Below are 25,557 nucleotides of genomic sequence, written 5' to 3' on the forward strand. Positions count from 1 at the left end.
GAAGGGTGGCCCTTGTCGTGGGCGAGTTACGACAGGACTCGCCGAGCACCTACATATGAGGTTGTACGGGGACCATCACGTGAGGGTGTACACCGATACCGTGCAACCAAGCTCCAGTTCATGCAGTACTCGAAAGCCATCCGAAGAACGAATTCTTCTGCCGCCGTGGCCACCCGGTAGGGAGAATCGACTGCATGCTCCCGCCTTTCTGGTGTCATCGGCGAGCGTCTCGATTCGGTTCGTCGCGGGATTGGGTTTATGGCAAAGACACGCTTGGACACCAATCCCCGTGACAGCATCGAACCGATCAGTCTTGATCGCCCATAGCAAGGAGCCCCTGATGAATTTCGCCGCCCGCCGCCTGGCTGCCGCCGCTGCCGTATCCGGCGCGACCGCCCTTGCCCTGATTGCCAACCCCGCCCTGGCTGGAGCCGTCGTTTTCGCAGGCAACGCCGAGGTGACAGCCGAAGGCAATGTCATCACCGTCCAGTTCGCCAACGTCAAGTCCGACGGAGTCCTCTTCGGCTGCGAAGTCTGGGTAACCGACGACCCCGCGACCACGGTGATCGTCGACCAGCAATTCGTGCCGGTTGTGGGCGGATCCTTTGCCCCGGCCGTGGGCGGGACGGCTACCTACACCACGACACTGCCCGACGGTGACTACCTTGTCGCCGCTCTCTGCAGAGACTCCGATACCGGTCTTACTCTGACCCCCGATATCCCGCCTATCGCTTCATTCAACCTCGGTGACGGCGTACCGGTCACCCTGGTCACGCCCCCGCCTCCCGGCGGCGGGTTCTTCGGCAGCGTGGAGATGGGGAACCTGTTCGGCAGCTCGTAGCCGCCCACACCCTCATCACCCCACCCCACCCGGAGACCGACACGGACGTGGGTGTCGGGTGGGGACGGTGGCTGATTGCCCACGACAGCGACAGCCGCGATCGTCTATTGTCTGCGCTTACGGATACGAAGGCCCCAACTCGGGTTGGAATAGTTTCTGCGCTAGGGCATTCAGACGAGTTCGAGAACGACGACTTCGGGGCTGCTGCCCGGGTATGCCCGCGGAGCGGCGAGAACATCGCTCCAGATGTGCGCCCCGATCACAGGATGAACGAACGCATCTGCACTACGCGCGGACATCATCCTGCTGTGTGCTCTCGCCCCGGCAGTACGTGCGCCGTCCCCACGATCACCCCCGAGACGGATGAACAATTCCTCCGCAAGTCGGTACTGTCCTTCGTTGATGCGCGACCCATCCGCAACGCGCTCATCTCCGGATTTGAACGGTGTGAAATGTAAGAGCACGTCCGCCACCACGTCGGCGATGTCGGGAGGTATCAATGGCGGCACCAACGTGAGGTCGCCGTGCACGGCCGACATGTAGCCCAAGCAAGCGATGGGAAATCTGCTCCAGTCGCTTTCCCCCACCACTACGGCCGTGGCGGCAAACACAAAGTCGTCGAACAGATCTCGGTGCACCGGCGGTAAGCGACGCATCGCGTTCGCGTCGGCCAGCGAGACACCGTCGTAGATGAATTGTTCGAGGACTCGACCCTCTACTTCTTGCAACCACATATGAAAACCCGCGAACTAGGAGGACCGCCAGACGAAGCCGACGGACGCGGGGTCACCGAGCGCCAGTAAACACGCCCGGCCGTTCCTCCACAAGCCACGGCCTGAGGCGTCGTGGTCAGCTCGCCCTCGTCAGTTGCCGCGCTGTTGCCTTCGTGGTGGCAGGCGAATCAGAGTTCGGGCGCGGGCGGGTTCACTCTGTCGCACACAGGCGTGACGGGATCGGTGGGAGTAGTCCGAACGGCCTGTAGGTCCACCTGGGTGAGTCGCCGCCTTGCACGGTTCACTTGCGTTCGATTGCGAGGGTTCAAAAAGATGAGTAAGTGATGACTGGAGCATCCACAGACGTCCATCAGCTACCCGGCGGTGCGAATCCGGCACACAACTCGCAGGTCAGCGGCATAGCAACCGGGACCTGACTCCCGGTATTTGCGATTGGGAGTCAAGTCTCTGAAACGTCCTCCGCCGCTTGAAAACCCGCAGGTCAGGGAGTTGCGATTTTCGCGAAGCTTGCGGTCGGCTACACATAACCAGACAACAAAAAGTGCCCTTGAACAGCAAATATGCTGTTCAAGGGCACCTGTTGTGCGCCATCAGGGATTCGAACCCCGGACCCGCTGTACGAGAGATGACAATTCACGTGGATGCACTCACGTCCACGATCGGCCCGCTGAGCTGGGTGTTCGGCGAATCGAGTGACCACCTGTGTCCGTCTGTGTTCATGCGAGTTCGACCCAAAGTGATGAGTAAAAGATGACCTTCAGCAACCCGCTCCCAGTCCATTGACGTCCCGCAAGATCTTGCACCGTCTAAACGGACCGCCGTGGACGTTCGACTCCACCATGTTTCAAAGTGATGAGTTCGGAACCTTCTGAAACTACGTACTTCGGGACTACCTGCTGAACCGCACGGACCGATAACTCGCACATTTGCGACGCGACATAGTGCCGATAGCAAAGAGACCGAGTCAGCTGCATGAGCTGCGGGCGATAGATCACCCTCTCCTGGAGGCGACACCAACTACTACACGCCCGGTAGTATGAAGGTGGCGGTAAACGTCGATGCGCGCATTCGCCGCGGGCAGGGGCCAATCGACGGGAGTAGCTGCATAACCCGACGACACTGTCGCCGTCGGCTCGAAGGGGGGATCCACCATGAAGTCCACAGCGTCAGACCCGCTCCTACTCGGACACGGGACGGTGTACAAACCGCAGCACGACTCGCACATGCTTGCCGAAGCCGTCCTTGCCCGCGGCATTCCGAACAACTCACGGGTACTGGACCTGTGTACGGGGTCTGGAATTCAAGCCCTGACGGCCGCGACGCTCGGGGCTCATCGAGTACTGGCAGTGGACATCTCACCGGCAGCCGTCGAATCGACGAGGGCTGCCGCGCGGCGACTCGGCCTCGATATCGAAGCGCGTCAGGGCGACCTCTCCGTCGCACTGACACACGGCCCCTACGACGTCGTACTGTGCAATCCCCCGTATGTACCGAGTGCGCACCTACCACCCACCGAAGGCCCCTCGGTGGCGTGGGATGCAGGGGTGGACGGGCGAGCGTTCCTGGATCCACTGTGTCGTGCGGCTCCAGACCTACTGTCCGACAACGGGTTCCTCCTACTGGTCCATTCCGAACACGCTGACGTTCCGAAGTCGCTTGCGATGATGGAGGAAAGAGGCTTGACAGCATCGATCGTGGCCAGGCAAACCATCGGATTCGGACCGGTCTTGCTAGCGCGCGCCGCGTGGCTGGAGGCCAACGGCCTCATCGTGCCAGGATGCCGGATCGAAGAGTTGGCAGTGATATTGGCCCAGAAAAACATTGGTACCTAATTCGTCCCCTCGAGCGAACATGACTCACCCTGCGACGTCCGTCGCCGCCGCTGTTCGACGGGCAACCGGCCCTGAGCACCAGAGCGAGTGGTCTCGTCACTGCAGGGCGGCGGCGAGGTCCGTCAGTGCAGCGGTCTCCGCGCCAGGGTCGGGGGTGCTCGACCGGATTGCGGTGAGCACGATGTCGATACGCGAGTCGAGTGCTGTCCACCCCGCAGCGTCGAGCGGCTGCAACGTGGGTTGATCGTCGTCCCAGGTGGTTTCGAGTTTCTTCGCAGCAGTTTTCGCCTCGTCCTGCTGACCGGACCGAACTGCCCAGGCAGTGTCGTCGACGATCGCGCGGAGCTCGGTGACCTGCTGCGGCGGGAACTTCGCGATCGCCTCCCCCGGCGCGAGATCGGTGATCGCAGCCCCCGAACCCTCCGCCTCACTTACCGGCGCTGTATGTGGCTGCGCAGACGCCCACGACAGAAGACCCGCCGTGGCAACCGCGACTGCCGCGAAATAGACCAGCATCGTGCGCTCACGGCGCGTGTCTGTGGCGACCGGTTCGGGCTCGACACGGTGGTTTCCGATCACGTCTCGTTTCGTTCGCGTCAGGTACAGCACCGTAGCCAGGATCGCGACCAGGAACACCACACTGGTGACGAATGTGCCGAGTCCGAGGCCGTGCTCGGTGCTCGGTTGGGCGAACCAGTCTCCCAGGTTCGCACCCAGCGGACGGGTGAGGATATAGGCCAACCAGAACGCCAACACGGCGTTCGCACCGAGCCTCCAACCGGCGACGACAGCCACGATCAAGCCGGCGGGCAGAAGTACCGACGTGCCCGGGCCCCACCCGGTGATGCTCAGCGTCCAATCGCCCGCCGCGGTCCCGAGCGCGAAGGTCACCAGAATCGCCAACCAGTAGAACAGCTCTCGGGGCACGGTCACGATGCTGTGGATCGACAGGGTCCGCTCCCGCACGAACCACACCCCGAACACCACCGCCAACAACGCGGCGAACACCGACACGCTCACCGGCAACGGAACACCGCGACTGTCGGTGAGGATGTCGGTGTACAGCGTTCCCGTGACACTGAGCACCACCACCGTCAGCCAGTACACGGCCGGTACGTACTTCGACAGCAAGATCTGAACCGCAAGCACCGCAACGAGAATCGCGGTGAACAATCCCGCCGTCGCGGTCAGTCCGACACCGAGGGTCATGTTCACCCAGTCCGCGACACTCTCCCCCACCGTGGTGCAGAGAATCTTCACGACCCAGAACCAGACCGTGATTTCGGGGACCTTGCTCAGCGCCCGGTGGTGGACCGTCAGGTGCTCGGAATCGGTGAGATCGCTCATGAACCGGGACCGTACCCACGTGTTGCTGAAGGTCCGCTGAGGATCACCCACCGTGGATGCCGACCTCGCCGAACCACGCGTCTACGGCCCCCGGCGAACCGATCCCCGCGCGACCAGTTCCACGGTCAGCGCGACGGCGATGGTCTGCGCAAGCAACAACCCGGCGAGCACCAGAATCTGTACAGCCCCCGCCTGCAAGGCCGAACCACTGGCCAGCAACACGCCCACGAACGCACCCGGCAACGTCACCAGCCCCACCGTCCGTGTCTGATCCAGGCCCGGCAGCAGCGCGTCGTTCGCGGTGGGCCGCACCACCTCCACGCGCGCATCACGTTCGGTCATTCCGAGGCTCAGTGCCGCCTCCACTTCTCCGTGCCTGTCGGTCAACGCGGCCAGTGCGCGGCGCGCGGACAGTGATGTTGCGGTCATCGTCCCGCCCAGGATGATTCCGCCGACCGGAACAATCGAGATGCCCTGCGCCGGAACGACACCGGTGAGCAAGCACAACGGGACCACGATCCCGACACCCACCGCCAGGGGAACCACGAGCCAGATACCGGACCTCCCCGACTCCGAACGCCGAATCGACGTGAACGCCGCAGCCCCGAACATCACCAGCAGCACCAGCAACGACGACCACAGATGCTCGAGCGCCGCAGCGAGAATCAGCGAGATCGCCGCCAATTGAACGAAGCCGCGCAGAGCAGCAGCGGGAGCGGTGATCATTCGACCGATCGACGAGACCCGATAGATGATCGCAGCGAGCGTCACCATCACGCAGCAGAGAACCACGAGCGGCAGACCAGGCTGGGCCAAGGAGGAACTCACCGGTCGAGTATGTGGCGTGGCCTGTATCGGTTTCAGACCAGGGCGGGGACAGAACCACTCTCAGCGCTTCTTCAGCGGCCGGTGGGCACCATGAAGCCATGTCCATCCAGCGGTCGACGTACGCCGAACAACACGTGGTCACGCAGGGTGTTCTCTGGACGTTCGCACCCGAGTTGCAGCGAACGAACAGCGTCGTCCCAGGAAGCTCCCACACTCTGGATCTCGAGACCCTCGACCACGCGGGCAGACCTCGGAAAGGCCTCACATGATTACACCGGAATCCGGCTTCCGCAGAGCACGTATCGCTACTGCGGCAGTGGCAGGAGTCGGGGTCGCCGTCGTGATCGGAACCTCGGCACTGGCATTCCTCGATACTCAGAACACCGATACAGCCAACGCAGCGAGCGTCTCGGAAACGACTTCGACAACGCAGTCGGACAATGGGACCACCTCGTCCCCGAACCCGTTCGGTACCTCGCCGCGCGTCTCATCGGGATCCGGAACACCACACAGCACGACCCACGGCTCATGACTGTCGTCGCCGAGAAGAACTCGATAGCCGAGTCCCGCTGGCAGATGTGGAGCACCGACGTTCATCTTGTCGTGACCGACCCGAGGTCGCTCGAGGCCGCGGAGTCGCTGGTGCGCAGCGAACTCGACGCGGTCGACCACGCATGCAGCAGGTTCCGGCCCGATTCCGAAATCATGAACCTGACGGGATCACATGTCCGACCCGCCCCCGTCAGTGCCGTACTCGCCGACCTCGTGCTCGCGTCGCTGCACGCAGCCGACATCACCGACGGTGCAGTGGACCCGACGCTCGGCTCAGCGATGATCGACCTGGGTTACGACAGGGACTTCTCACTGCTCGAACCACCCACCGGGGGTTACTCCGCAACCGTCTCCGTCGTACGCCGCGCCGACTGGACAATGGTGACCCTGCACGACGGCATGCTCACGGTTCCGGAGGGTGTTGTTCTCGATCTGGGAGCGACCGCGAAAGCGCTGGCAGCCGACCGCTGTGCCGCACTCGTCGCGTCCGAACTGGGCTGCGGAGTTCTCGTGTCTATCGGAGGTGACATCTCGACGAGCGGTCCGCCGCCGAGCACGGGATGGCAGATTCGAGTGGCCGACGGTGACAACCAACCTTCGACGAACGTCACCATCGGGTCCGGCGTCGGAGTTGCCACGTCGAGCACCCAGCGGAGGCGATGGTCGAAAGGCGGAAAGACTGCACATCACATCCTCGATCCGCAGCTCTTGGTCCCCGTCGAACCAATCTGGCGCACAGTCACTGTCGCCGCACAGAGCTGTTTTCTGGCCAACACGGCCAGTACCGCCGCCGTCGTGAAAGGTTCGGCCGCCGTGCGATGGTTGAGAGACATCGGCCTTCCCGCGCGAATGATCGATGCCGACGGTGACACGACAGTGACACCCGGATGGCTCGAGAAGAGTTCCCACAGTGGACATCCGAACACCGAGGAGGACTGATGGATCAAGCACTGTGGGCACTCGGACGGGGAACCGGCATCGCGGCGTTGTTGATACTCACCCTCTCCATGGCATCGGGAACGGTGACGCGATCGGGGCGACCGATTCTTACGTTGCCACGATTCGGCGTCGTGGAACTCCACAAGAACACATCTCTACTGGGGTCGCTGCTCATCGTGATTCATGTGGGTGCACTGCTTTTCGATCCCTACGCACAGCTGAACGTCGTCGACTCAGTGGTCCCGTTTCTCGGGCGCTACCGGCCGTTCTGGCTCGGGCTCGGCACCCTCGCCGTAGATCTGATCATCGTTGTCGTCGCCACTGCTCTGCTGAGGCACCGATTGGGGCACAGAACATTTCGGGTCGTTCACTGGTCGGCGTATGCCTTGTGGCCGATTGCCCTCGCTCACGCCCTGGGGAACGGAACGGACGTCGGACACGCATGGTTCCTTTCCATTGCTGCAGGGTGCGCGGTACTGGTGACGGCAGCGACGACGTTCCGGCTCCGCCACGATTTTCTCGAATTCCACCACTCCAGAGCAGGAGCACAGCAATGACGACCTCCAGCCTCACTCACATTTTGTCCGGTGCCGGGTTCGACCTCGACCGACATGCGCACACGTTCGGGCCGGTGCCTGCCGGCGACGATTCGGTCATCACGGCTATCTCACGTTCCGGCCTGGCCGGGCGCGGTGGCGCAGGTTTTTCTACCGGGGCGAAGATGGCCGCCATCACCGGTCGCCGACCCGTAGTGATTGCGAACGGATCCGAGGGGGAACCGATGAGCAGCAAAGACGCTGTCCTACTATCCGATTCACCACACCTCGTTCTCGACGGCCTGGCGATCGCCGCGGAAGCAGTGGGTGCGACCGACGCATTCCTTGTCGTACCGGCCCCGAATACCGACCGGTTGCGCAGCGCCATCACCGAACGGCGACACAGTGGTTGGGATCGCACCGACGTCCACGTCGTCGTGTCCGCCGGACGCTTCGTCTCCGGGGAGAAGACGGCTCTGATCGCGGCGGTCGAGGGCAAGCCACCGATTCCGCGGTCCTCACTGGCATCGTCTTCGAAATCGGGAATGAAGGGACGTCCGACTCTCGTGCACAATGTCGAAACTCTCGCGCACGTCGCCACCGTTGCGCGATTCGGCGTCGACTGGTTCCGATCGTCAGGAACTACGAGCGAACCTGGAACGATGCTCGTGACGTTGTCCGGCGCAGTGAACAACCCCGGCGTTGTCGAGGTACCGATCGGAAGCCCACTCGAGTGGGTTGTCGGCGATATCGGACGAGCGGACATGGACAACACTCGCGCCGTGCTGGTCGGCGGTTATCACGGAACCTGGATCAACCGAGCGGACCTCGCAGGGCGACGCCTCTCGAGAGAATCTCTCGCCGCGATAGGCGCTAGTCCGGGAGCGGGGGTGGTACACGCGCTGGCAGTCGACACCTGCGGTCTTCGTGCCACGGCCGACATAGTCGACTACCTTGCACGGGAAAGCGCTGGGCAATGCGGGCCCTGCCTGAACGGGCTTCCCCGGCTGGCGTCGGAATTCGCCGACCTCGCCTACCACCGTCCCGGTGAACAGACGATCCACGAGATCCGCCGCTATGCCGGACTCGTCGACGGGCGCGGTGCATGCCACCATCCCGACGGAACCGTACGGCTCGTCCTGTCGGCCTTGACCGCATTCGCCGACGACGTGCGCATGCACAGCACCGGCCGCTGCGAGGCAACAGCGCGACTGCGGAGAACCTGGTGAAACTCGACAGAACTTCAGAGTCCAGGCTTCACATCGACTGGACGCGCTGCGACGGCCGGGGCCTGTGCACCGAACTGCTCCCCGAGATCCTGTCCTGCGACGAGTGGGGATATCCGCTGTCTGCAACTCCTGATCCGACCGTCCCCTCGAGATCTCTGGGTAATGCGCTCAAGGCCGTCGACCTGTGTCCGCGGATGGCATTGGCGTTGCACTCACCGGACCGAACGAGACCGTAGAGCCATCTCGGCGATATCAGGTGAGTTCCTTCGATCCGCTGGGCTGATGCGTCGGAATTCTGATCTCGAAGCGTGCTCCTCCGAGCGGGGAACGGGAAACCGTCACCGAGCCTGTGTGGGCGGCGGCGGTGCCGGCGACGATGGCCAATCCGAGACCGGCACCGCCTTCGTCGCGTGTGCGGGATGCATCCAACCGTACGAACCGATCGAAGACTCGTTCACGCTGTTGTTCGGGGATCCCCGGGCCGTCGTCATCGATCACGATGACAGCGGACCCTCCGGACGGTGTGCAGGACAATTCGATTCGAGTGACGGCGTGCCGAACAGCATTGTCGACAACGTTGCGCACCATTCTCGCCAACGCGGGTTGATCTCCGGTTACCCGGACCGGAACGATCGACGTTCCCACAGTCAGATCCGTCATTGCGTCGATCCGTTTGCCTTCCTCGTACAGCACATCGTCGAGGTCGACGTCGACCGCGCCGAGCGGTGATTGCTTCTCGTCCGAACGAGCAAGCAGGAGAAGGTCTTCGATCAGCCGGCGCATCCGACGCGCTTCGGGCAACAACGATTCGTCGATCAGCGAGGCATCGATCAGCTCCGGCCTTGCTGCGGCGAGCTCGAGAGCGGCAGTAATGGTTGACAGCGGGCTACGAAGCTCGTGGGAGGCATCGCTGACGAATCGTTGTTGCGCGCGTTGTCCGGCCTGGAGCCGCTCGAGCATCCGATTCATCGTCACTGCGAGTCGCGCGATCTCGTCGCGGGATTGTGGCACCGGGATACGTTCTCCCAGATCTTTGTTCGAGATCGAGGCGACGCGGGTGCGTATGCGTTCGACGGGGCTCAACGCCGCACCGACGAGACGGCATGTCGCCAGCGCGACCAAAGCGACCACTACCGGACCGACGATGGCGAGCAGAATCGCGACTGTGGACACCACTTTTTCCACTGGCTCACGGTCGGCCCCGACCAGTACCGTCACCGGCCCGGCCGCCGTCTCCGCGCCGCGAGCTGTGACCCAGAAGTCACCGTCTTCGGCCTGTTCGATGCGTCCGAGATCCCTAGTGGTCGAGGGTGCGACCTCGACCGTGGACAATGGACGTCCGCCATCCGCCCGCGAGGAGGCCGTTACCGCCCCGCTCCCGTCGACGACCTGCACTATGCCGATCTGGCCGTCTGTTGCCAATGACGACTCGTCGATTTGCGCGGGACGATCGGTCTCGAGTTGCTCGCTGACCTGTACGGCCCGGGTGTCAGCGGCCGTGCGAGCGGAGGATTCGAGTGAGCTGTAGAGGATACCGATCAATGCGCCACCCGCCGCGATCAGGCACACGGCCAGGACCACGGTCGAGGCGACCGCGGATCGCACCCGCACCGTCCACGATCGTGGCCGCAAAAGGTCCACGGAGGTACCGATAGCTCTCATGGCGCTCAGTCTCCTGCCAGCCGGTATCCGACCCCGCGGATCGTCTCGATGCTCTTGCGCCCGAAGGGCTGATCGACCTTCTTCCGGAGATACCCGATGTAGACCTCGACGATGTTCTCGTCCCCGTCGTAGTTGACGTCCCACACCGACCGGACGATCTCGGACTTGGTGACCACGACGCCGCTGCGCCGCATCAGGAATTCGAGCACGCTGTACTCACGAGGGGTCAGCGCCAGTTCCGTTCCGCCCCTGGTGACACGGTGACGTGCGGGATCCAACTCGAGATCGCCGGCTGCGAGCACGGAAGGGCGTTCGGGAGCGCCCCGTCGGACCAGGGCGCGTAGGCGAGCAACCAGGACGACGAAGGAAAACGGTTTGACCAGATAGTCGTCCGCTCCGAGATCGAAGGCGTCGGCCAGATCGTATTCACCGTCCTTGGCCGAGAGCATCAGAATCGGCGTCCACACGCCCTGCGCGCGGAGATCGCGCACGATGTCGTACCCATGTCTGCCCGGCAGCATGATATCGAGAACAAGAACGTCGAACTCGCCGGTCGCGGCGCTGTGGAACCCGTTGTCACCGTCGTGCTCGACCTCGACGGTGAACCCGTCGGCTACCAAACCGCGGCGGACCATTTCCGCCAGACGCACTTCGTCCTCCACCACCAGAACCCGCATCGACAACTCCGTCCGTATATGTGACGCAAGTACAACAGACCCACTCAGGCACCGACGAGCCGCTCTCAGCGGTTCTTCAGGAGCTGCTCTACACACTGATCGGCGTGCTCCTCTCCTCATCGATGTCCGCCGTTCACGCAACAGCCGCCGAAGCGCTCACCGAAGCCGCCACCGCCGACGTCGAGATCGCCGGGTTGGTGATCGCAGTTGGCCTCCTCGCAGCCGGGATCATGCTCCGCATCCGCTCCGACCATGCCGGAGCGACGATCCTCGGCACGCTCGGCTTCGCTTTCGCAGTGGTGGTACTCGCCGTCGCAGTCCACACCAACGGATGGCTGACCAAGGCCGACGCACCTGTCGCGGCCTGGTTCGTCGATCACCGAACGCACGCGCTCGATGATCTGGCCCTCGCCGTCACCACAGCGGGTGGCCCCGCCGAGACCGCCGCGTTGGGCCTCGTGGTCGCGGTGCTTATCGTGTGGAGAACCAAACGCTACGGCCCGGCGCTGGTGATGCTGGCGACCGTCGCCTCGGCGTCGATGCTGTGCACGATCGTGAAACTGGTCGTCGGACGCGAGCGGCCGCCGCAGTCGATCCAGTTGATGCTCGAAACCGATTTCTCGTTTCCGTCGGGGCACGTCACCGGGACCGCTGCCCTGTCGCTCATGCTCGCCCTCCTCGCAGGAATACATCGATCGAGAGGCGTACGAGCGTTGCTCCTCGGGATCGCTCTGGCAGTGACCGTTGCCGTTGCGTGCACACGGATGTATCTCGGCGTCCACTGGCTCACCGACGTTCTCGCCGGCGCGCTCCTCGCAGCCTGCGCGGTCACCCTGGGCAGCTACGCACTGCATCGTCTCGACTCCGCCGGTGCCTTTGACGCGACGCCACCTCGACTGCTGATGAACAGGATCTCGCTGTGACGTCGGGATTGACCGGCGGCGTCCTCGACCCGAGCACGCTCGTCGCGACATTCGGGTTGATCGGGCTGCTCGTCGCCTTGTTCGTCGAGACAGGTCTGCTGATCGGGTTCTTTCTCCCCGGCGACTCTCTGCTCTTCACCGCCGGAGTGCTTGTGGCGCAGTCCGATCCGTTCGTTCCATTGTGGGTGATCCTGGTGTCCGCACCGATCGCCGCCGTTCTCGGCGATCAATGCGGCTACCTGATCGGCCGCGCCGCCGGCCCTGCTGTCCTCGACCGACCCGGTGCCAAACGGCTCGGCCCTGCGCAGCTTGCCCGCGCCCAGTCGTTCTTCGGCACCTACGGGGCACGCACTGTCGTACTCGCCAGATTCGTTCCCGTCATCCGGACACTCGCACCCGTCATGGCCGGCGCGTCGAGCATGAGATACCGAACCTTCCTCGTCTACAACGTCATCGGGGCCGTCGTCTGGGGTGCCGGCGTACCGATGCTCGGCTACCTACTCGGCGGAATCCCGTTCGTGCGCAACCACATCGAGATCATTCTCATCGCAGTCGTCGCACTGTCGATACTCCCGATCGCGATCAACTACCTGCGCTCCCGTTCCAGAGCACGCAGAACAACACCTCGGCACGGGCACCGCCCCGACCCCGATACCAGTTCCGCCGCCCGGCACTGAACGAAGCTGGCAGCGAACACGCTTCGAGGCGACACACGCCGAAAACTCCCCCGCGGTCGCTGGGTCGGTCCTCTCCATCCGCTGACCACACCGGCAAACCGAAGCCCGCAAGTGCGGCCCATGGCCGAGCATGGGTGGCCCAAAGTGATGAGTAAGTGATGACCTTCCCCTGTGGCCGCGCCCCGACGACGATCCGAAACCCGTAAATCAGCAAGATGCGCAGGTAGCAGGCATGGAAGCACCGCCACCGACTCATTTGACTCCATGACACACAGTCTTGCGATTCGAATCATCACGACCGCCGCGAAATCGAACGCGACCTGGGAAAACACACCATGATTCACTCATCACTTTGCCCGCAAAGTGATGAGTTGACCTGATCCGTCGAGGCAAAAAGATGACCCCTTGACCGACATTTTCGCTGGTCAAGGGGCCATTCTTGTGCGCCATCAGGGATTCGAACCCCGGACCCGCTGTACAAGAGATAACAATTCAAGTGGATACACTCGCGTCCATCGGTGGCCCGCTGAGCAGGGTGTTCGGCGAATCGAGTGACCACCTGTGTCCGTCTGCGTCCATGCGAGTTCGACCCAAAGTGATGAGTAAAAGATGACCACCGGCGACCTGCTTTCAGTCCATCGGAATCCCGCATGGTCCACCATCGTGTAAACGGACCGCCATGGCCATTCGACTCCACCACGACTGAAAGTGATGAGCTGGAAAATAAGTGCAACACCGGCCGATCACGCTGTCGGCCTGGACCAGTCGGCAGCGGTCATACCGGCGGTTTGCGAACACCCAGCAACCCACTCTCAAGGCAGCCACACTTGAAGAGGGACTAACTTGCCCGCAGCTCAAGGTCAGCGCAGCACAACCAGTAGCCTCGCCTTTCACTTGATCGACGATAGCGATAGCCGGCTCGCGACAACGCTTGGGCGACGGACGCGTATTACACCACATAAATTTTGAGCTGTGTTTGAGATAGATAGTCAATCGAAAGTTAGCCGATGCCAAAACTCATTAGAGATTGACCCAAGTTGCAGCGTGCAGCGCCTCAACTGCCTAAAGTCGTCTCCTCGATCAACCTGTCATAAGTATCGACGATCGGCGACCACAGCGGGTGCACTCGGTCAGGAACCACAATATGTGCGCGCCGACGTGCCCTGGTGAGTACGACGTATAGTAGACGCGACAAAGTTGGGTACGGGTGTCCCTCGTTGCCGTGGTACTCATCGTCCTGCAAGAGCAGGATCGTTACGTCGGCCTCCCTCCCCTTGGTTTGATGCAAATTCATGACCTGCACCGGGTGCGGTCGCAATCCTCCGTTTCCCACCAGCGTGGAGTGGCGATACCGCTCCAATTCCGCTTCGACCACGCTGAATGGCCCGCCGTCGCGAAGGTGCCGTAACGCTGCCCGGGTACGACGGGCCGCTAGGGTCCATGTCTCCTGGCCGCGGCGCGTTCCTAGGCGCGAGTAAGCACCCGAGACGACGTCGGCAAGCCTGTCGACATCCAACGGGTTCGACGCTGCGAGAAGATCATTGGCCACATACGACAGGGCGCGTTCGAATACCGGGTTCGTCTTCTGCACTATGTCCTGAACCAACGGCGTGTGCGCCCGGTAATTCGCAGCGACGTAGACCGCGAAGGCCGATCGACCGGGTACGCCGTGCAAAGCGTAGCGGAGCATAGCCGCTTGCGCGTTCAACGCCTCCGCGTACGCCTCGGAAAGACCAACCTGCTCGTGCCGCACTCCGCTTTCGGTCAGAACGTCAGACAGTTCGGTTGTCGCTGCGTTGGTGTGGGTGAACACACTCACCGTGTGCTGCTCCGCGCGTTCCGCGGCGATTATCTTGATTGGGGTCTCGTACGGGGCCCTGCCCCCAATCCGCGTGACGACAAGACGCCTGCCCTTTACGGCACTCACGAACGCTGCGTCGTTGAATCGGCGTTCGCGCGCTGCGTCGGCCGCCGCAGGCAGCACGCCTGTCGTGTCGCGATGGCTGGTGACCGGCAGGTAGATAGGAACCGAGCCGGGAAGCCGTAGGGCGTCCGCCACACGGAGGTCAGGGTCGATCCTCTTCATCTTGGCGTAGATGCATTGATTGACGTCGCCGAGCAGGATCCGGCGCGACGTCGGCGCGATGGCCTGCATGAACTGCCACTCTTCGTTGCTGGTGTCCTGAAACTCGTCGCAGATCACCAAGGCATAGCGACGGCGGTAGTAGTCGGATACCGCGTCATTATTGAGGATGTCGAGTGCCATCGGGATTAGTTCCGCGTAGCGCAGACTGTCGGGAACGGAGCCCTGCACTCGGTGTTCTGCCTCCGACTGGATCCGTATCGGCGGAGGATGGCCGTATGCCGGGCCCCAGTCGTTCACGATGCGCCAAGCGAAACCGTGGAAGGTGACCATGTCCATGCGGTTGAGCAACGGCCCCACCACGAGCCCTGCGCGCTCGACGACCTGAGCCACTGCGGTCCGCGAGAAGGAGATGAGGAGCACCCGGGCCCGGGACGGCAACGGCGTCGCTACTTTCTCGGTCAACATTCTGTGGCGCTGCGCGTCGTGCGACGCGTCGTTTGAACGGATGAAATCCGCGGCCGCCGCAGCCGCCGTCGTCGTCTTGCCTGTGCCGGCTCCCCCGAGCACGACGGTTACCGTGGCCACCGACTTGATTACGTCGATCTGCGTTCCGACTGGGGTGAAAGTCACTTCGCTGCTCATGCCACCGTCGCGGTGGGGGTCAACAAATCGATACGGCGAGGACCGGCGTACGCGGCGGACGCTACAAGGCCTACGGTCGCGAGAGCTTCCTCGATGACAGGGGGCAGCGCGCCCGCACTTTCGACGACGGCGTCCAGGAACTGCTCATGTAAGCCTTTTTTGTGCAGGACTGTCGATACAACGCCAGGCACATCGTCATCAGACGTGCCCACGGACGGATCGGGGATTCCATACGCAGGCAGCACCCCTGAGGCGGCACGGAGGTGGACGACATTGACGCCCGACTGCAACGCCTGCTCGATCGCGGTCTTGAGAGGAAGCCGGACCACCGCGTCACACGCGGCCTCGATGTCTGCCAGCACCGTCGCCGAAGTCTTGTCCGGATCGCGATCGATGAGCGCGATGACGCGAAACCCGAGTAAACGCGCAAGATTCGCTACGCGCGGGATCTGACCGGTTCCGCCGCCGGAGCCGTTGTCCGCCGATATAAGGCGCACGCCCATCGCCGCGAGAGGCGAGCGGGCGGTTCCCGGGTAGCGGTCAGCCGCGCTGAAGGTTGTCAGGTCGTGTGGGCCCTCCACGATCGCAACTACCGGCGCCGTGAGAGCGGGTAGCAGCTGAGTGTGCACTAGGCGCCGCACCGCAATTTCCTTCCGGTCGCTCGGCACCGCAAGCTGGTGGTGGCTTCGAATGCCTCGGAGGCGCGCGAGCCGCACCAGCTCGGCAGGAGCGAACGCTCGTGCCACCTCAGGCCGCCGCGTGGACACCCACACCTGCGCGGCGGCGGCGCGCAACGACGCGGCCAAATGTTCGGAGGTGGCCGCGTCCAGTCCATCGCCGAAGTCGTCGCCGAGCACAATTGGGCGGTCAGTAGTGGTGGCGAGCAGCAGCGCCTCGGCCGCAGCCAAGACCGCCGACGTCGTTGATCCGTGGTTTGACAGGCCTAGCAAGCCCGCGTCGTCGAGTTCCAGCGCTGGTTGCACGGTGCGCAGCAAGGCTGACAATGAGCCGTCCTCCGGTTGAAACCGCACAGCGTCGGCCGTAATCGGCGTCCCAGTTAGATGGTGAGAGAGTTCCCCGACCTTCAATACGTCGTCTACGGTCGCCGAGATGGTGGGGTGCCGCGCGAGTGCTGCTGTCGCGGTGGCTACCGACTTCTCAAGCGTTCGGAACGCTTCGGACGCCCCTTCGGCGTTCCTTTCGATAACAAGCCGTCGCAGCGCACCTTCAGCTCTCAATTGAAGCGGGCGCTGCATTGACAGGACGATGACAGGAAGGACCCGCCGGGTCGCAACAGGGACCTTCGCGTACTGCGCTACTGCGGGGTTGCTACGTGCCGGAAAGTACACAACGTGCTCAAGAGAGTCGGCTTTCGGATCGTAGGTGACCCGATAGCTGAGCCGCACCCCAAGCTTTGCGTCGAACGCCGCGTTTCCGGTGTTGTCGATCTGGTCGCCGTCGAGCGGTTCAAGGAACCCATCGCACAACTGTTCTAGCTCTGGATCGAGGTCCACCAGGGTCACCTCGACTTCGGCGTAGGGAGCCAGGGTTGGTTCATCCACACTAGTCCCGCCGGCCGGTCCAGCTGCCAGCACGTCGACGGGCTGATTCTCGGGTGGCGGGGTCGGCGCACTAGAGCCGTCCGTCGTGCACGCGTCTTCGGCGGGCTGGTCCTCGCACGGCGAGTTCGGTGCACCAGAGTCATCCAACGTGGATGCGTCACTTACATTCGTCGAGGTGCCATTCCTATGCCGTCGGATGTCGGTGAGCGACGGCTGCACGCGGATGTACGCGGGATCTAGAAGTCTCGCTAGTGCGGCGATCACATCGGTACGGCCCGATCGAGGCACGCCTGCAAGCACCACATGTTTCTCGGGTCGAAGATCCAGCTCTGCCCAACCGCGGAAGTCTTTCAGCCGCAGGCGCGAGACGCGCACATTGCCCTCCTGGTCTGCCGTGTCGACGCAAGTGCTCTTTGACCCCCACGCCGATAAGACGGTAACAACCCCGAGCAAGCCGTGGTGGTGGACGTGCGTTTTTCTTTAACTACAGAAGTGTGCAGTGTAGGCAGCAACGTGCCCAACGCAGCTACGCGTTGGGGTGAATTTTTACCTATCACAGAGTTGGGATGACACGCCCCAGGCGGACTTCAAAGTCGAACGCGACCTCCGTACGATCTGCGCCACGCTCGCGGTCTCGGACATCAGTAACTCTAAGCAGTAGAAATCCGCCTTGGGATCTCACGGCAGCAATGTTTCCGACTGCAACTTTACGCGAGTAGTGGCTCCAATCATACGCACCTGGATCATCAATCTCATTGAATTCCTTTGCGAATCGCATATCAGCAACGTAACTGGTGTGATCGAGGGCGTACACGCTGTCATGACCGCATCGCGTCAACCTAAATCTAAATTTTAGATTCCCGTGTTCGACGCTGAAGCTGCCGTCTCCAATTGAATAGTCGAACGAAGCGCTACCGCGCTGACCAATAGCGATCTTGTACTGATCGATGAAACTGCTGTTGTCTTTTGCAATCTGCTCACGGAAGTCCTCGTCGAAATCCTTCATCGAGATTTCCGCATCGCGTAACATTTTCCAACCCTCACGATAAATCTTTGGGTTCGGATCGTAGATCCCTACGTAGACTGCACTCACGCCATGATTAATCAGGTGAGTCGCGCATGGCTTCTTCGGGTCGTTGCGACGTGAGCACGGTTCCAACGTGGTGTAGACGGTTGACCCGCTCAAGTCAACGCCCTCTCCGCTGAGCCGCTCGAGCAAACCGTACTCGGCGTGGCGACCCTCGCCGGTCTCACCTCGAAACGATTCACCCAGCACCCGACCGTCTCGGACTACCACAACACCTACTGCGGGCTTGTTGCCGGCTTCTGACTTGCTCTGCTTGCCCATCTCAACGGCTCGTCGCATAAACTTTCGCCGTTCAAGATGCTCGTCCACCCGGATACTCCTCAAATCGTTGGACGTTCAGCTTACCGACGAAGCCGATACGATGCCCCCTCACAACTGCTGTTCCGAACCACTTGAGGGCCATCGTCGGCCGCATGTACAGGTGCTACACGTGACGTGATGCGGTTGATCTTCATGGCAGCGCCGGCGATCGACCTTTGTAAGTGCGGCCGATCACTCCGGTTCACGTTCGTTCCGTCGTGCGATCAGGATCTCCCCGGGAAGTTGATAGAAACTAAGTCGCCGACGCGTTCAAGCGCCGCCTTCGCCGAGGACGATATGACGAGAGATGCCTGCTCGCTAAGAGTGAATACACCACCTTTCTGATGCCGTCTCCGGAATTTCTTCCACTTCTTCCAGATAGAAGCGTCGGCGACCATTACAACATCGACAAATGTCACCCACCCGGGCTCCTTCAGCGCATCCGTCAAAGCGCCGACGACGTCTTCCGATACGCCGGTCGAGGGCTTCTTCGCCGAAAGTCCGAATTCCTGCCGTGTGTAGAAGTCATTGATTTCTTCGCAGGAGTAACCAATGAGAATTCTCGTGTTGACGTCCGCGGAGTCCAATATGCTCAAGCGTGAGAGCAGGTATGCGCCGACGGCGTCAGCCTCAGTCGACGAAGAAGCCTGCGCCGCGTACATGCCTGCTCGAATGCGAGCGTAGTGGTGGAACGCCGCGGGATTGTCGAGCAAATCCACCACCATCAAAAGGTCGGTGAGTGAGACGACCCAGGTCGGGCGTCTGGTGCCACCCGCGACAGCAAGACCACTGAAGGAGAACGGATCGATCCGTTCGAAGGTCACGATGATCGCTGTGCCGCCCGAGAGCTCCTCTGGAAGTAGCTGGACCGGCTGCCCGTTCTCCGTTGGCGCGAACGATCGACCTCCCTCATCCAGGATGTAGGTAAGGGCGCGGTCAGTCTGCTCGAGCGCTTTACCAAGGATGGTCTTGATCTTTGCGTCTACCCGGCGCGGAGCCCCGCGCCGTCCAGGTTCGGTCAGTGCAATAGCCTTGGCCTCCACCACCAGCGGCCACTCTGTACAGACGAGGGCATCGATCTCGCCGTGAGTACCGGCGGCCAGGTCGTAGTGTCGCCCTGAGTGGACGTTGGCAGCACCAAATATTTTCTCCAGCGCGCCAGCAACCATGCGCTCATGCCCGTCCTGTCGATGTTTATAGTACTTCGCCGGGTCGTAGCCGTCACGCTTCGGTTCCACAGCAAGCCGGTGGTGGATGACGGCCGAGAGCGCCCACGGATCTGGAACGAGGTAGGTGCCCTCGTCGATCGCTATACAGGGGTGGGTGCGTGCTTGGTTTAAGTCACTGGGCGAACGGAACTCAGGTTGACAACCGTACTTCGTCGAGAAGAAGTCCAGCATGGCGGCAACCTGCTCCACAGCGATACCAGTTTTCTCCGCCACATCGGCTGGATTCCAAAGTGTAATCGCGTCGAACGCTGTACGGATCGCTTCTCCCGCCTCAACTTTCGAACCGCCGCCGTTCAAAGCGTCAGCGACAGTGTTGAGCCCGTCCGAGAATGTTTGGTTCGCAGATCGGGCGACACGTCGCGTACAACGAATGACGTCAGCTGGGTCGAAACCGAGCCCGTTCAAATAATAGTCGCGGTGTCGCCCAGACACTTCGGCGTCCACATGTTCGAGGTGCGCCGCATAACCGGGCATCCGATCAGCTTGATAATCCAACCGCATCTGATGAAGTAGGAATCCACGCTCTTCTTCGCCGTCGGCGGCGTCCTCAATGGCCTTCGAGGCCATGCGAACTTCATCGGCTTCGAAGATGTCACTGATCAGTTGAGTCACGCGGCGCGTGACCTCAGTGGGAGTGCCCTCTTCCCCTGCGGGATCTATGGATAGCGCAACGCCGACTAAGTACTCGATCTTCGCAGCCCACGTAGACGTGGTGTCACCGTCAGCGACACTCTGGCTGCTGTAAATAACGGTCATTGCTGGTACCACTACCGAATTGATGAGCTGGGTGAGATTTCGACCGGCCATGAGTGCGCGGAGCTCGTCAATCATCGCAGTCATGTCACCTGATTGTTCTTGCAAGGCGCCCAGTAGCTCGTTCAACAGAGCTTCACGTTTAGGCCCAGGAGGGATCGAAGACCGTATCACCTCGGCCCCCGACGTAGGAGTCGTGGACTCGAATAACGCGTCGAGATCGGAGGGGCGGTGTTCTGGGAATCCGCCGAGTCGAGTCATGTTCTGATCGTAAATGAGTCATACGACAAGCACATTGGGATACCTGCAGCCCGGAGCCCACTTCCCGGGCCAGAATCGCTGCGCGCGGTTGGCAGGTACATGCTGTGGGCGTACATGCCACAATGCCGTCGAACCTCATCGACGGGTCTTGGGTGATTTGGCCCTCCAATCGCACACTGAACAGATTCGGCTGCCACAGTTTTCGTCGTCGGCGTTCTTGTTGATGCGCCTTACCGAAACTAGTGGCGCCCGCGTATCATCATCCGCTTGTGCTGGCGACGGGCGGACTCCAGTTGTGGTGCGAATATTTCAATGCCTGCTCGTCCGACGGAGGAGACCGACGGATCGGGCGACTGTGCGTAATCTTTCATCTGCTCGAGATGACCGGCGATACGTTCGTGGCGTTCGCCCCAGTGAGTGCCAAGCTCTATCAAGGTGGCTATCTGACCGGGGTCCACTCCCCGCGGGACTAGAATTCGGGCCAGGTCGTGGATTGGTATTGCTGGCCCAATGCTGTTGGCCGAGTGTAGAACGAACTCGGTGTCTACGACGTGCGTGTCAAGGAGGTGAGCTACCCAATTGCTGTCCCCACCGTTCAATGCCCAGAACACTCTGCGTCGAGCTGAGTCAACAGGACACGCTTCGAGGATCCTGGTCTTGGCGTCGATGTCCAGCTTGTAACCGGAATGATCGAAAGCGTCTAGAACGTGAAAAATGTCGCTCGTAGAGGACCTTCTCATCGCACCGATGAACACCTCCTCATACACATGAGGAGTCCTGACGAGCAGCTTGTCAAAGAACTCGTGATCCCCGTACAGATGGAATTTCATCGGCAGTTCGAGTTGCGCTATTGCCGAAACCCACAACGGCTCGAGCCCTGGAGTTAGAAACGCGCCTTGATCGTCGCTGGCAGCGAGCAATGCTGCTGCGGTGGCTGCTCGGAGATCCTTCCTGTCGGACGTTAGAAGTCTCCTGATCGCACTTTCCGCGTGTTCGTTCCTACGGACTACCAGTTCGAGCTCAGCGATGTCCTGCGGGGTGACTCTCGGTTCGACGAGGTTGAAGTAGCGATCGACATGCCGCTCTGACAAGGCAGTATTCACCAGAGCGCCGCGGACGGCAGGCTCGTCCAACAACTCGATGAAGAGGTCGTCTTCGAGTGCGTAATCATCGAGTACACGACTGAGCACAGGGTGCGCTTCGCGTAAAAGCCCGTGGGTTCGTGCGGCCTCTAGCCAGGGCACTAACCGGACGTCAGAGCGAGCGATCGCCGCGAATACCGTGTACGAACGGTTCGCGACACCCCAGTCGGTTCCGTCGAACTCGGGCTTGAGTAGTGCCAATCGCTCGCACAAGACTTTTGGGTCTTGGACAAGGTACGCGGCGACGTGCGTACGAGCTTCCTCTTCTATGTGTTCGCGCCACTGCCTCCAGTTCGATCCGGGTGGCCGTGCCTCGAACAGGAACGCGAGCAGTGGGTCCGTCTCGGGGTAGTCCTTACCCAACGGCTCAGCAAGGGCGCGTACTTGAGCGCGAAGGCCGGGGTAGTCAGCGCTTGCGTCCACGACGTAATCCGCAATGGAGATCGCTACTTTGGTTGCAGTAGATGCTTCTTCTGCGGAGACGCGAGCGCCGGGATGCGATTCGAGCCCGCGCGCGACACGCGACCACTCGCTGGCCAGGTCGACGAGCGACTTGAGGTCAGAGCGCGTGAGGTTGCTCGGTTCGGCTCCGAATGGCTCCCATACTCGGTCCATGAGCGTCGACATCGCGTGTGCAGGCAAAGTCGCACTGACCATTCGAGCTACATTGAGGTCTTCGGCGCTCATCCAACTCGCATCCAACGTCGGACGAAGCAACTGGCGTAGAGCCGATACCGCGACCGAGGTGCGTTCAGACACTCTGCCGTCGTCTTCTGTCCATCTCTGGATCCGCAACCACATCTCTGCGAGTAGACCTATCTGAATGGTGCCCTCGGGACCGAATCCACGCACATTGTCGACGACGCTCGTCCAGAAGGACTTCGGATCTCCACCTGACTGGCGAATCTGACAGGCGACATCGGCGGCCACAACCGCGACCTCGAATACGTGCAGATGCGCTATCGCCGCGCCTAGTGACCTGGTCACTACGTCGAGGGCGGCGCTTGTGACGTATGCCGAATCGCCCACACTAGCGCGCCAGTTCGCAACGGCCCGATCCACGACTAGTTTTGCTTCCGCCGGGCCAAGGTGCAAGAACTGTTGCAGCAAAGGTTCACGTGCGCCAGCGACCTCGACATCGTCGATAACCAGGTCGAAGAGTCTGTGCGCGGTCAGGTTTGCGTTGGGTGCCTCCGCTACCGCGCACCTTGCGACCGCGTGGGCGATCTCGAGTCGTTTGTGGGGCCATGATTCGAAGAGTTCGCTCACTGGAATCACGGGGGTGATGCCAGAGAAGAAATACTCCACGGTAATGGGAACAGCGAGTATTTCCGGGGCAACCTTGTAAACGTTCTCGTACTCGCCTCCTGAGCCAAAGTGGTGGTCCACGTCCAGCAACCCTCCGACAGCGACTTCGTTGATTGCCTGTGTCACTACTGCCCTCGAGTGCCCCAGCTGTCCGGCAAGCTCTGAAATTTCCGAGTCCCGCAGTGTGCCGAGTAGAGCGATCAGCGCGAGAATGTCACGGGCCGCGGTTCGTAGACCCGCGCGCTCCAGGTAGGTGAGGACGCGGGCATGAAGCGCAGTACCTCTGTACACGTCCGGCAACCCGACGTCTGTGCGTGTCAGATCCGCGAGGTAGACAGCCCATCCCGGACGACCTTGCGCTTGGTCCAAGATCCGCGCCAGTTCGATCTCGCCTTCGATTCCACGGTTGCGAACGATCCTCGCGATGTCCGGTCGAACCAACGGCTCGACTTCGAACTCCACCCGATCCGGAAGCGCCGCACCGACCTCATCTCGTTCGTGAGGCCAGCAGACGCCGATTAGCGCGAAGGCGAGCTGCTCCTGCCTGCGGATCACGGTGAGCTGCTCGAGCACAGCCAACCTCCGCCTGGCATCGTCGACCACTACGTAGGACGGCTGCGTCTCCAGTATGTCTGCCATCAGTTGCTCGTCGTTGGGTATGCCTTCGACGAAGTACAGTTCGTCTATATTGCTCAGCAGAGCGGACTTTCCCACTCCTGGCAGACCCCACACGACAATGTCACTCGTCAGCGATTGAAGCTGTTCCAGCACACCATCCCGTCCGATGAGGCTCGGCGCAGACGCGCCAAACGTGATCGACGCGGGTACTCGGGAAAGGGAGAATGGACCACCACGCAGGCGGAGTAGTTTCTTCCGCCACTCACCGTTTGCGAGAAGTCTGTCGGCGAAGAAGCTCCGATCCACGATCGCGTGCAAGCGGTATCCGAGGTCCTCCGCGAGTTCGTAGAGTTTGCGACGTTTCGACTCGTTGAGCTCTGCCAAACTGACAGATACCAGCCACTCCCCGGGAAGACCATGCTCGGTGAGTGAATTCATCGCGGTCCGAAGGTTAGACCTAGCGCCATTCTCTGTTCGTGATGACGTGATTGCCATCCGTACCGGGTCCACACCAGGCGACTGGATTAGATCAGCGTCACGACCAGAATCGGATCCCCCACGCACCGGAACCATGTTCGGGTACGTCACACTCAACAGGCTAGTAGCGCATTCCTCGAAGACAGTGGCATTGATCCGCACAGACGTGTCTGCCAAAGATGAGGCGATGCGCTCGTACAGGTTCACAGACACTTCCTTATATTCGACGTTCATGACTGTGCACTGGTCACACCAGCGACGACAGCAGACCCCGCCCGCCTACTCCGTACCTACTGCACGATGCAGTCGCTTGAGCCGTCAACCAGCTGCGCCAAGTATTGCACCCTGAGCAGTGCGTCGGGCTTTAGTCAACGAACTCACGCGAACACAACCGACCATAGCCATCAAATACGTTGCACTGATGAGTAACTCGTATCCAAGCCACCACACAACGCACACGTGTGGCACAGGCCGGGCAGTAGTCATGGTTCGCATCCGGTAGTGCAACGTCAAGGTTGGTCGCTCGTAGCGTTTCAAGTGCAACGCGGTATGAAAAGATGATCGGGTGCGCATCAGCAAAGACGAGGAGATCGCCGAACTGCCTGCCACGACAGCCCGTACCTTGGCACGCTGGTACCGGATTCCCCACGTCATCGGGGTCGCTGCCGAGGTCTTAGGCATCACCGACGCAGAAGCCATGTCCGCCCTCCACGCCCTGGCCGCTGCCGGCTATCTTGAACGATCCGGCGCGACCACCGACGGAGAGGACTTCTGGGTCACTACAACTCAAGGCAACGCCCTGGCGCAGGCTTCTTTCTCCCGACCAATCACCCGCGGGACAGCGGACAAATACGTGAACGAAATCGTGGACCGCGCCGGTCAATACAACGCCGACCCGACCAAGCTGCTAACTGTGAATCGGCTTTACGTATTCGGCAGCTATCTTGACCCGGGTCGCACCCACGTCGGTGACGTGGATGTCGCCATCGACATGCTTCGCCGCAACGACGACGATTGGCCTTCACAGGCACGCGAGTACGTTATTCGGAGCGGAAAATCCTTCGAGAGCTTCTACGAGGAATTACATTGGCCGACAACGGAGCTGGTCCGCCATCTCCGCGCAAGACGCCCCGCGATCAGTATCACGAACGACGAGATGGGGTCGCTCATCAAAGATTTTCGCTTAATTTATGACGTGTCTGCCGATCCGACAGCCATTCAGCCATCACCGAGTGCCGGAAAACACGTCATGTGAGTCGGCAGCCGCCTACGTTTCGGCCGAAAGTAACCACCACAGATTTTCTCTGCACGATAG

General features: G+C 61.5%; 20 protein-coding genes. 10 read left to right on the forward strand and 10 right to left on the reverse strand.

Going from position 1 to position 25,557, the window contains the following annotated elements; all coding sequences use genetic code 11:
• The first annotated feature begins 340 nt into the window (after nt 1-340).
• Nucleotides 341-841, forward strand: a complete 501-nt coding sequence (locus CH276_RS14620; RefSeq protein ID WP_094631400.1) for a hypothetical protein — start codon at nt 341-343, stop codon at nt 839-841.
• 170 nt (nt 842-1,011) lie between these two features.
• On the opposite strand, the gene CH276_RS14625 is transcribed toward CH276_RS14620, so the two are convergent.
• On the reverse strand, nt 1,012-1,569 hold the full coding sequence (locus CH276_RS14625) for a hypothetical protein (protein WP_141214723.1): 558 nt from the start codon (nt 1,567-1,569) through the stop codon (nt 1,012-1,014).
• Between the two features lie 1,157 nt (nt 1,570-2,726).
• On the opposite strand from CH276_RS14625, the gene CH276_RS14630 reads away from it, so the two are divergent.
• Nucleotides 2,727-3,407 (forward strand): HemK2/MTQ2 family protein methyltransferase, encoded by a 681-nt coding sequence (locus CH276_RS14630; protein WP_032368252.1) that lies wholly within the window; start codon nt 2,727-2,729, stop codon nt 3,405-3,407.
• Nucleotides 3,408-3,503: 96 nt separating this feature from the next.
• On the opposite strand, the gene CH276_RS14635 is transcribed toward CH276_RS14630, so the two are convergent.
• Both CH276_RS14635 and CH276_RS14640 read right to left on the reverse strand, forming a co-directional pair.
• Nucleotides 3,504-4,754, reverse strand: coding sequence for a COG4705 family protein (locus CH276_RS14635; protein WP_094631431.1), 1,251 nt, complete (start codon nt 4,752-4,754; stop codon nt 3,504-3,506).
• A gap of 81 nt (nt 4,755-4,835) precedes the next feature.
• Nucleotides 4,836-5,582 (reverse strand): ABC transporter permease, encoded by a 747-nt coding sequence (locus tag CH276_RS14640; protein WP_094631402.1) that lies wholly within the window; start codon nt 5,580-5,582, stop codon nt 4,836-4,838.
• A gap of 98 nt (nt 5,583-5,680) precedes the next feature.
• Here CH276_RS14640 and CH276_RS28510 point away from each other — a divergent pair, with 98 nt between their 5' ends.
• The 5 genes from CH276_RS28510 (at nt 5,681) to CH276_RS14665 (ending at nt 9,074) form a co-directional block, all read left to right on the forward strand.
• Nucleotides 5,681-5,851: a hypothetical protein gene (locus CH276_RS28510; RefSeq protein WP_176459256.1), complete on the forward strand. Its 171-nt coding sequence runs from the start codon at nt 5,681-5,683 to the stop codon at nt 5,849-5,851.
• A 259-nt stretch (nt 5,852-6,110) separates the two neighbouring features.
• The gene (locus CH276_RS14650; protein WP_094631403.1) at nt 6,111-7,073 is read left to right on the forward strand and encodes an FAD:protein FMN transferase; all 963 of its coding nucleotides are present in this window, start codon (nt 6,111-6,113) and stop codon (nt 7,071-7,073) included.
• Complete coding sequence (locus CH276_RS14655; RefSeq protein WP_032368256.1) at nt 7,073-7,630, forward strand: ferric reductase-like transmembrane domain-containing protein; 558 nt, start codon at nt 7,073-7,075, stop codon at nt 7,628-7,630. The genes CH276_RS14650 and CH276_RS14655 overlap by 1 nt, the downstream gene beginning before the upstream one ends.
• Nucleotides 7,627-8,838, forward strand: coding sequence for an NADH-ubiquinone oxidoreductase-F iron-sulfur binding region domain-containing protein (locus tag CH276_RS14660; protein ID WP_094631404.1), 1,212 nt, complete (start codon nt 7,627-7,629; stop codon nt 8,836-8,838). Before CH276_RS14655 ends, CH276_RS14660 begins: the two co-directional genes overlap by 4 nt.
• A complete protein-coding gene (locus CH276_RS14665; RefSeq protein WP_094631405.1) occupies nt 8,835-9,074 on the forward strand; it encodes a ferredoxin in 240 nt (79 codons plus the stop codon). The genes CH276_RS14660 and CH276_RS14665 overlap by 4 nt, the downstream gene beginning before the upstream one ends.
• Before the next feature lie 16 nt (nt 9,075-9,090).
• Here the strand turns inward: CH276_RS14665 and CH276_RS14670 are convergent, their stop codons facing one another.
• Nucleotides 9,091-10,500, reverse strand: coding sequence for a sensor histidine kinase (locus CH276_RS14670; RefSeq protein ID WP_094631406.1), 1,410 nt, complete (start codon nt 10,498-10,500; stop codon nt 9,091-9,093).
• Nucleotides 10,501-10,505: 5 nt separating this feature from the next.
• Nucleotides 10,506-11,177 carry a response regulator transcription factor gene (locus tag CH276_RS14675; RefSeq protein ID WP_032368258.1) on the reverse strand — a complete coding sequence of 224 codons (672 nt, stop codon included), beginning with the start codon at nt 11,175-11,177 and terminating at the stop codon, nt 10,506-10,508.
• A gap of 122 nt (nt 11,178-11,299) precedes the next feature.
• On the opposite strand from CH276_RS14675, the gene CH276_RS14680 reads away from it, so the two are divergent.
• A complete protein-coding gene (locus CH276_RS14680; RefSeq protein ID WP_141214725.1) occupies nt 11,300-12,100 on the forward strand; it encodes a phosphatase PAP2 family protein in 801 nt (266 codons plus the stop codon).
• Nucleotides 12,097-12,777 carry a DedA family protein gene (locus tag CH276_RS14685; RefSeq protein WP_094631408.1) on the forward strand — a complete coding sequence of 227 codons (681 nt, stop codon included), beginning with the start codon at nt 12,097-12,099 and terminating at the stop codon, nt 12,775-12,777. Before CH276_RS14680 ends, CH276_RS14685 begins: the two co-directional genes overlap by 4 nt.
• 1,054 nt (nt 12,778-13,831) lie before the next feature.
• Here CH276_RS14685 and CH276_RS14690 read toward each other — a convergent pair.
• From CH276_RS14690 to CH276_RS14710, 5 genes are all read right to left on the reverse strand, one after another.
• Nucleotides 13,832-15,505 carry a UvrD-helicase domain-containing protein gene (locus CH276_RS14690; protein WP_217901415.1) on the reverse strand — a complete coding sequence of 558 codons (1,674 nt, stop codon included), beginning with the start codon at nt 15,503-15,505 and terminating at the stop codon, nt 13,832-13,834.
• Nucleotides 15,502-17,067, reverse strand: a complete 1,566-nt coding sequence (locus CH276_RS14695; RefSeq protein ID WP_217901416.1) for a hypothetical protein — start codon at nt 17,065-17,067, stop codon at nt 15,502-15,504. The genes CH276_RS14690 and CH276_RS14695 overlap by 4 nt, the downstream gene beginning before the upstream one ends.
• Nucleotides 17,068-17,620: 553 nt before the next feature.
• On the reverse strand, nt 17,621-18,463 hold the full coding sequence (locus CH276_RS14700) for a hypothetical protein (RefSeq protein ID WP_094631410.1): 843 nt from the start codon (nt 18,461-18,463) through the stop codon (nt 17,621-17,623).
• 215 nt (nt 18,464-18,678) lie between these two features.
• Nucleotides 18,679-20,523: a hypothetical protein gene (locus tag CH276_RS14705; protein WP_254924331.1), complete on the reverse strand. Its 1,845-nt coding sequence runs from the start codon at nt 20,521-20,523 to the stop codon at nt 18,679-18,681.
• A 413-nt stretch (nt 20,524-20,936) separates the two neighbouring features.
• Nucleotides 20,937-24,203 (reverse strand): hypothetical protein, encoded by a 3,267-nt coding sequence (locus tag CH276_RS14710; RefSeq protein WP_094631412.1) that lies wholly within the window; start codon nt 24,201-24,203, stop codon nt 20,937-20,939.
• Between the two features lie 604 nt (nt 24,204-24,807).
• Here CH276_RS14710 and CH276_RS14715 point away from each other — a divergent pair.
• Entirely contained in the window at nt 24,808-25,497 is a 690-nt protein-coding gene (locus tag CH276_RS14715; RefSeq protein WP_094631413.1) for a hypothetical protein, read from the forward strand.
• Nucleotides 25,498-25,557: the final 60 nt, after the last annotated feature.

Origin of the sequence: Rhodococcus sp. 06-470-2 (assembly GCF_002258235.1) — a bacterium.
Lineage (GTDB): Bacteria > Actinomycetota > Actinomycetes > Mycobacteriales > Mycobacteriaceae > Rhodococcoides.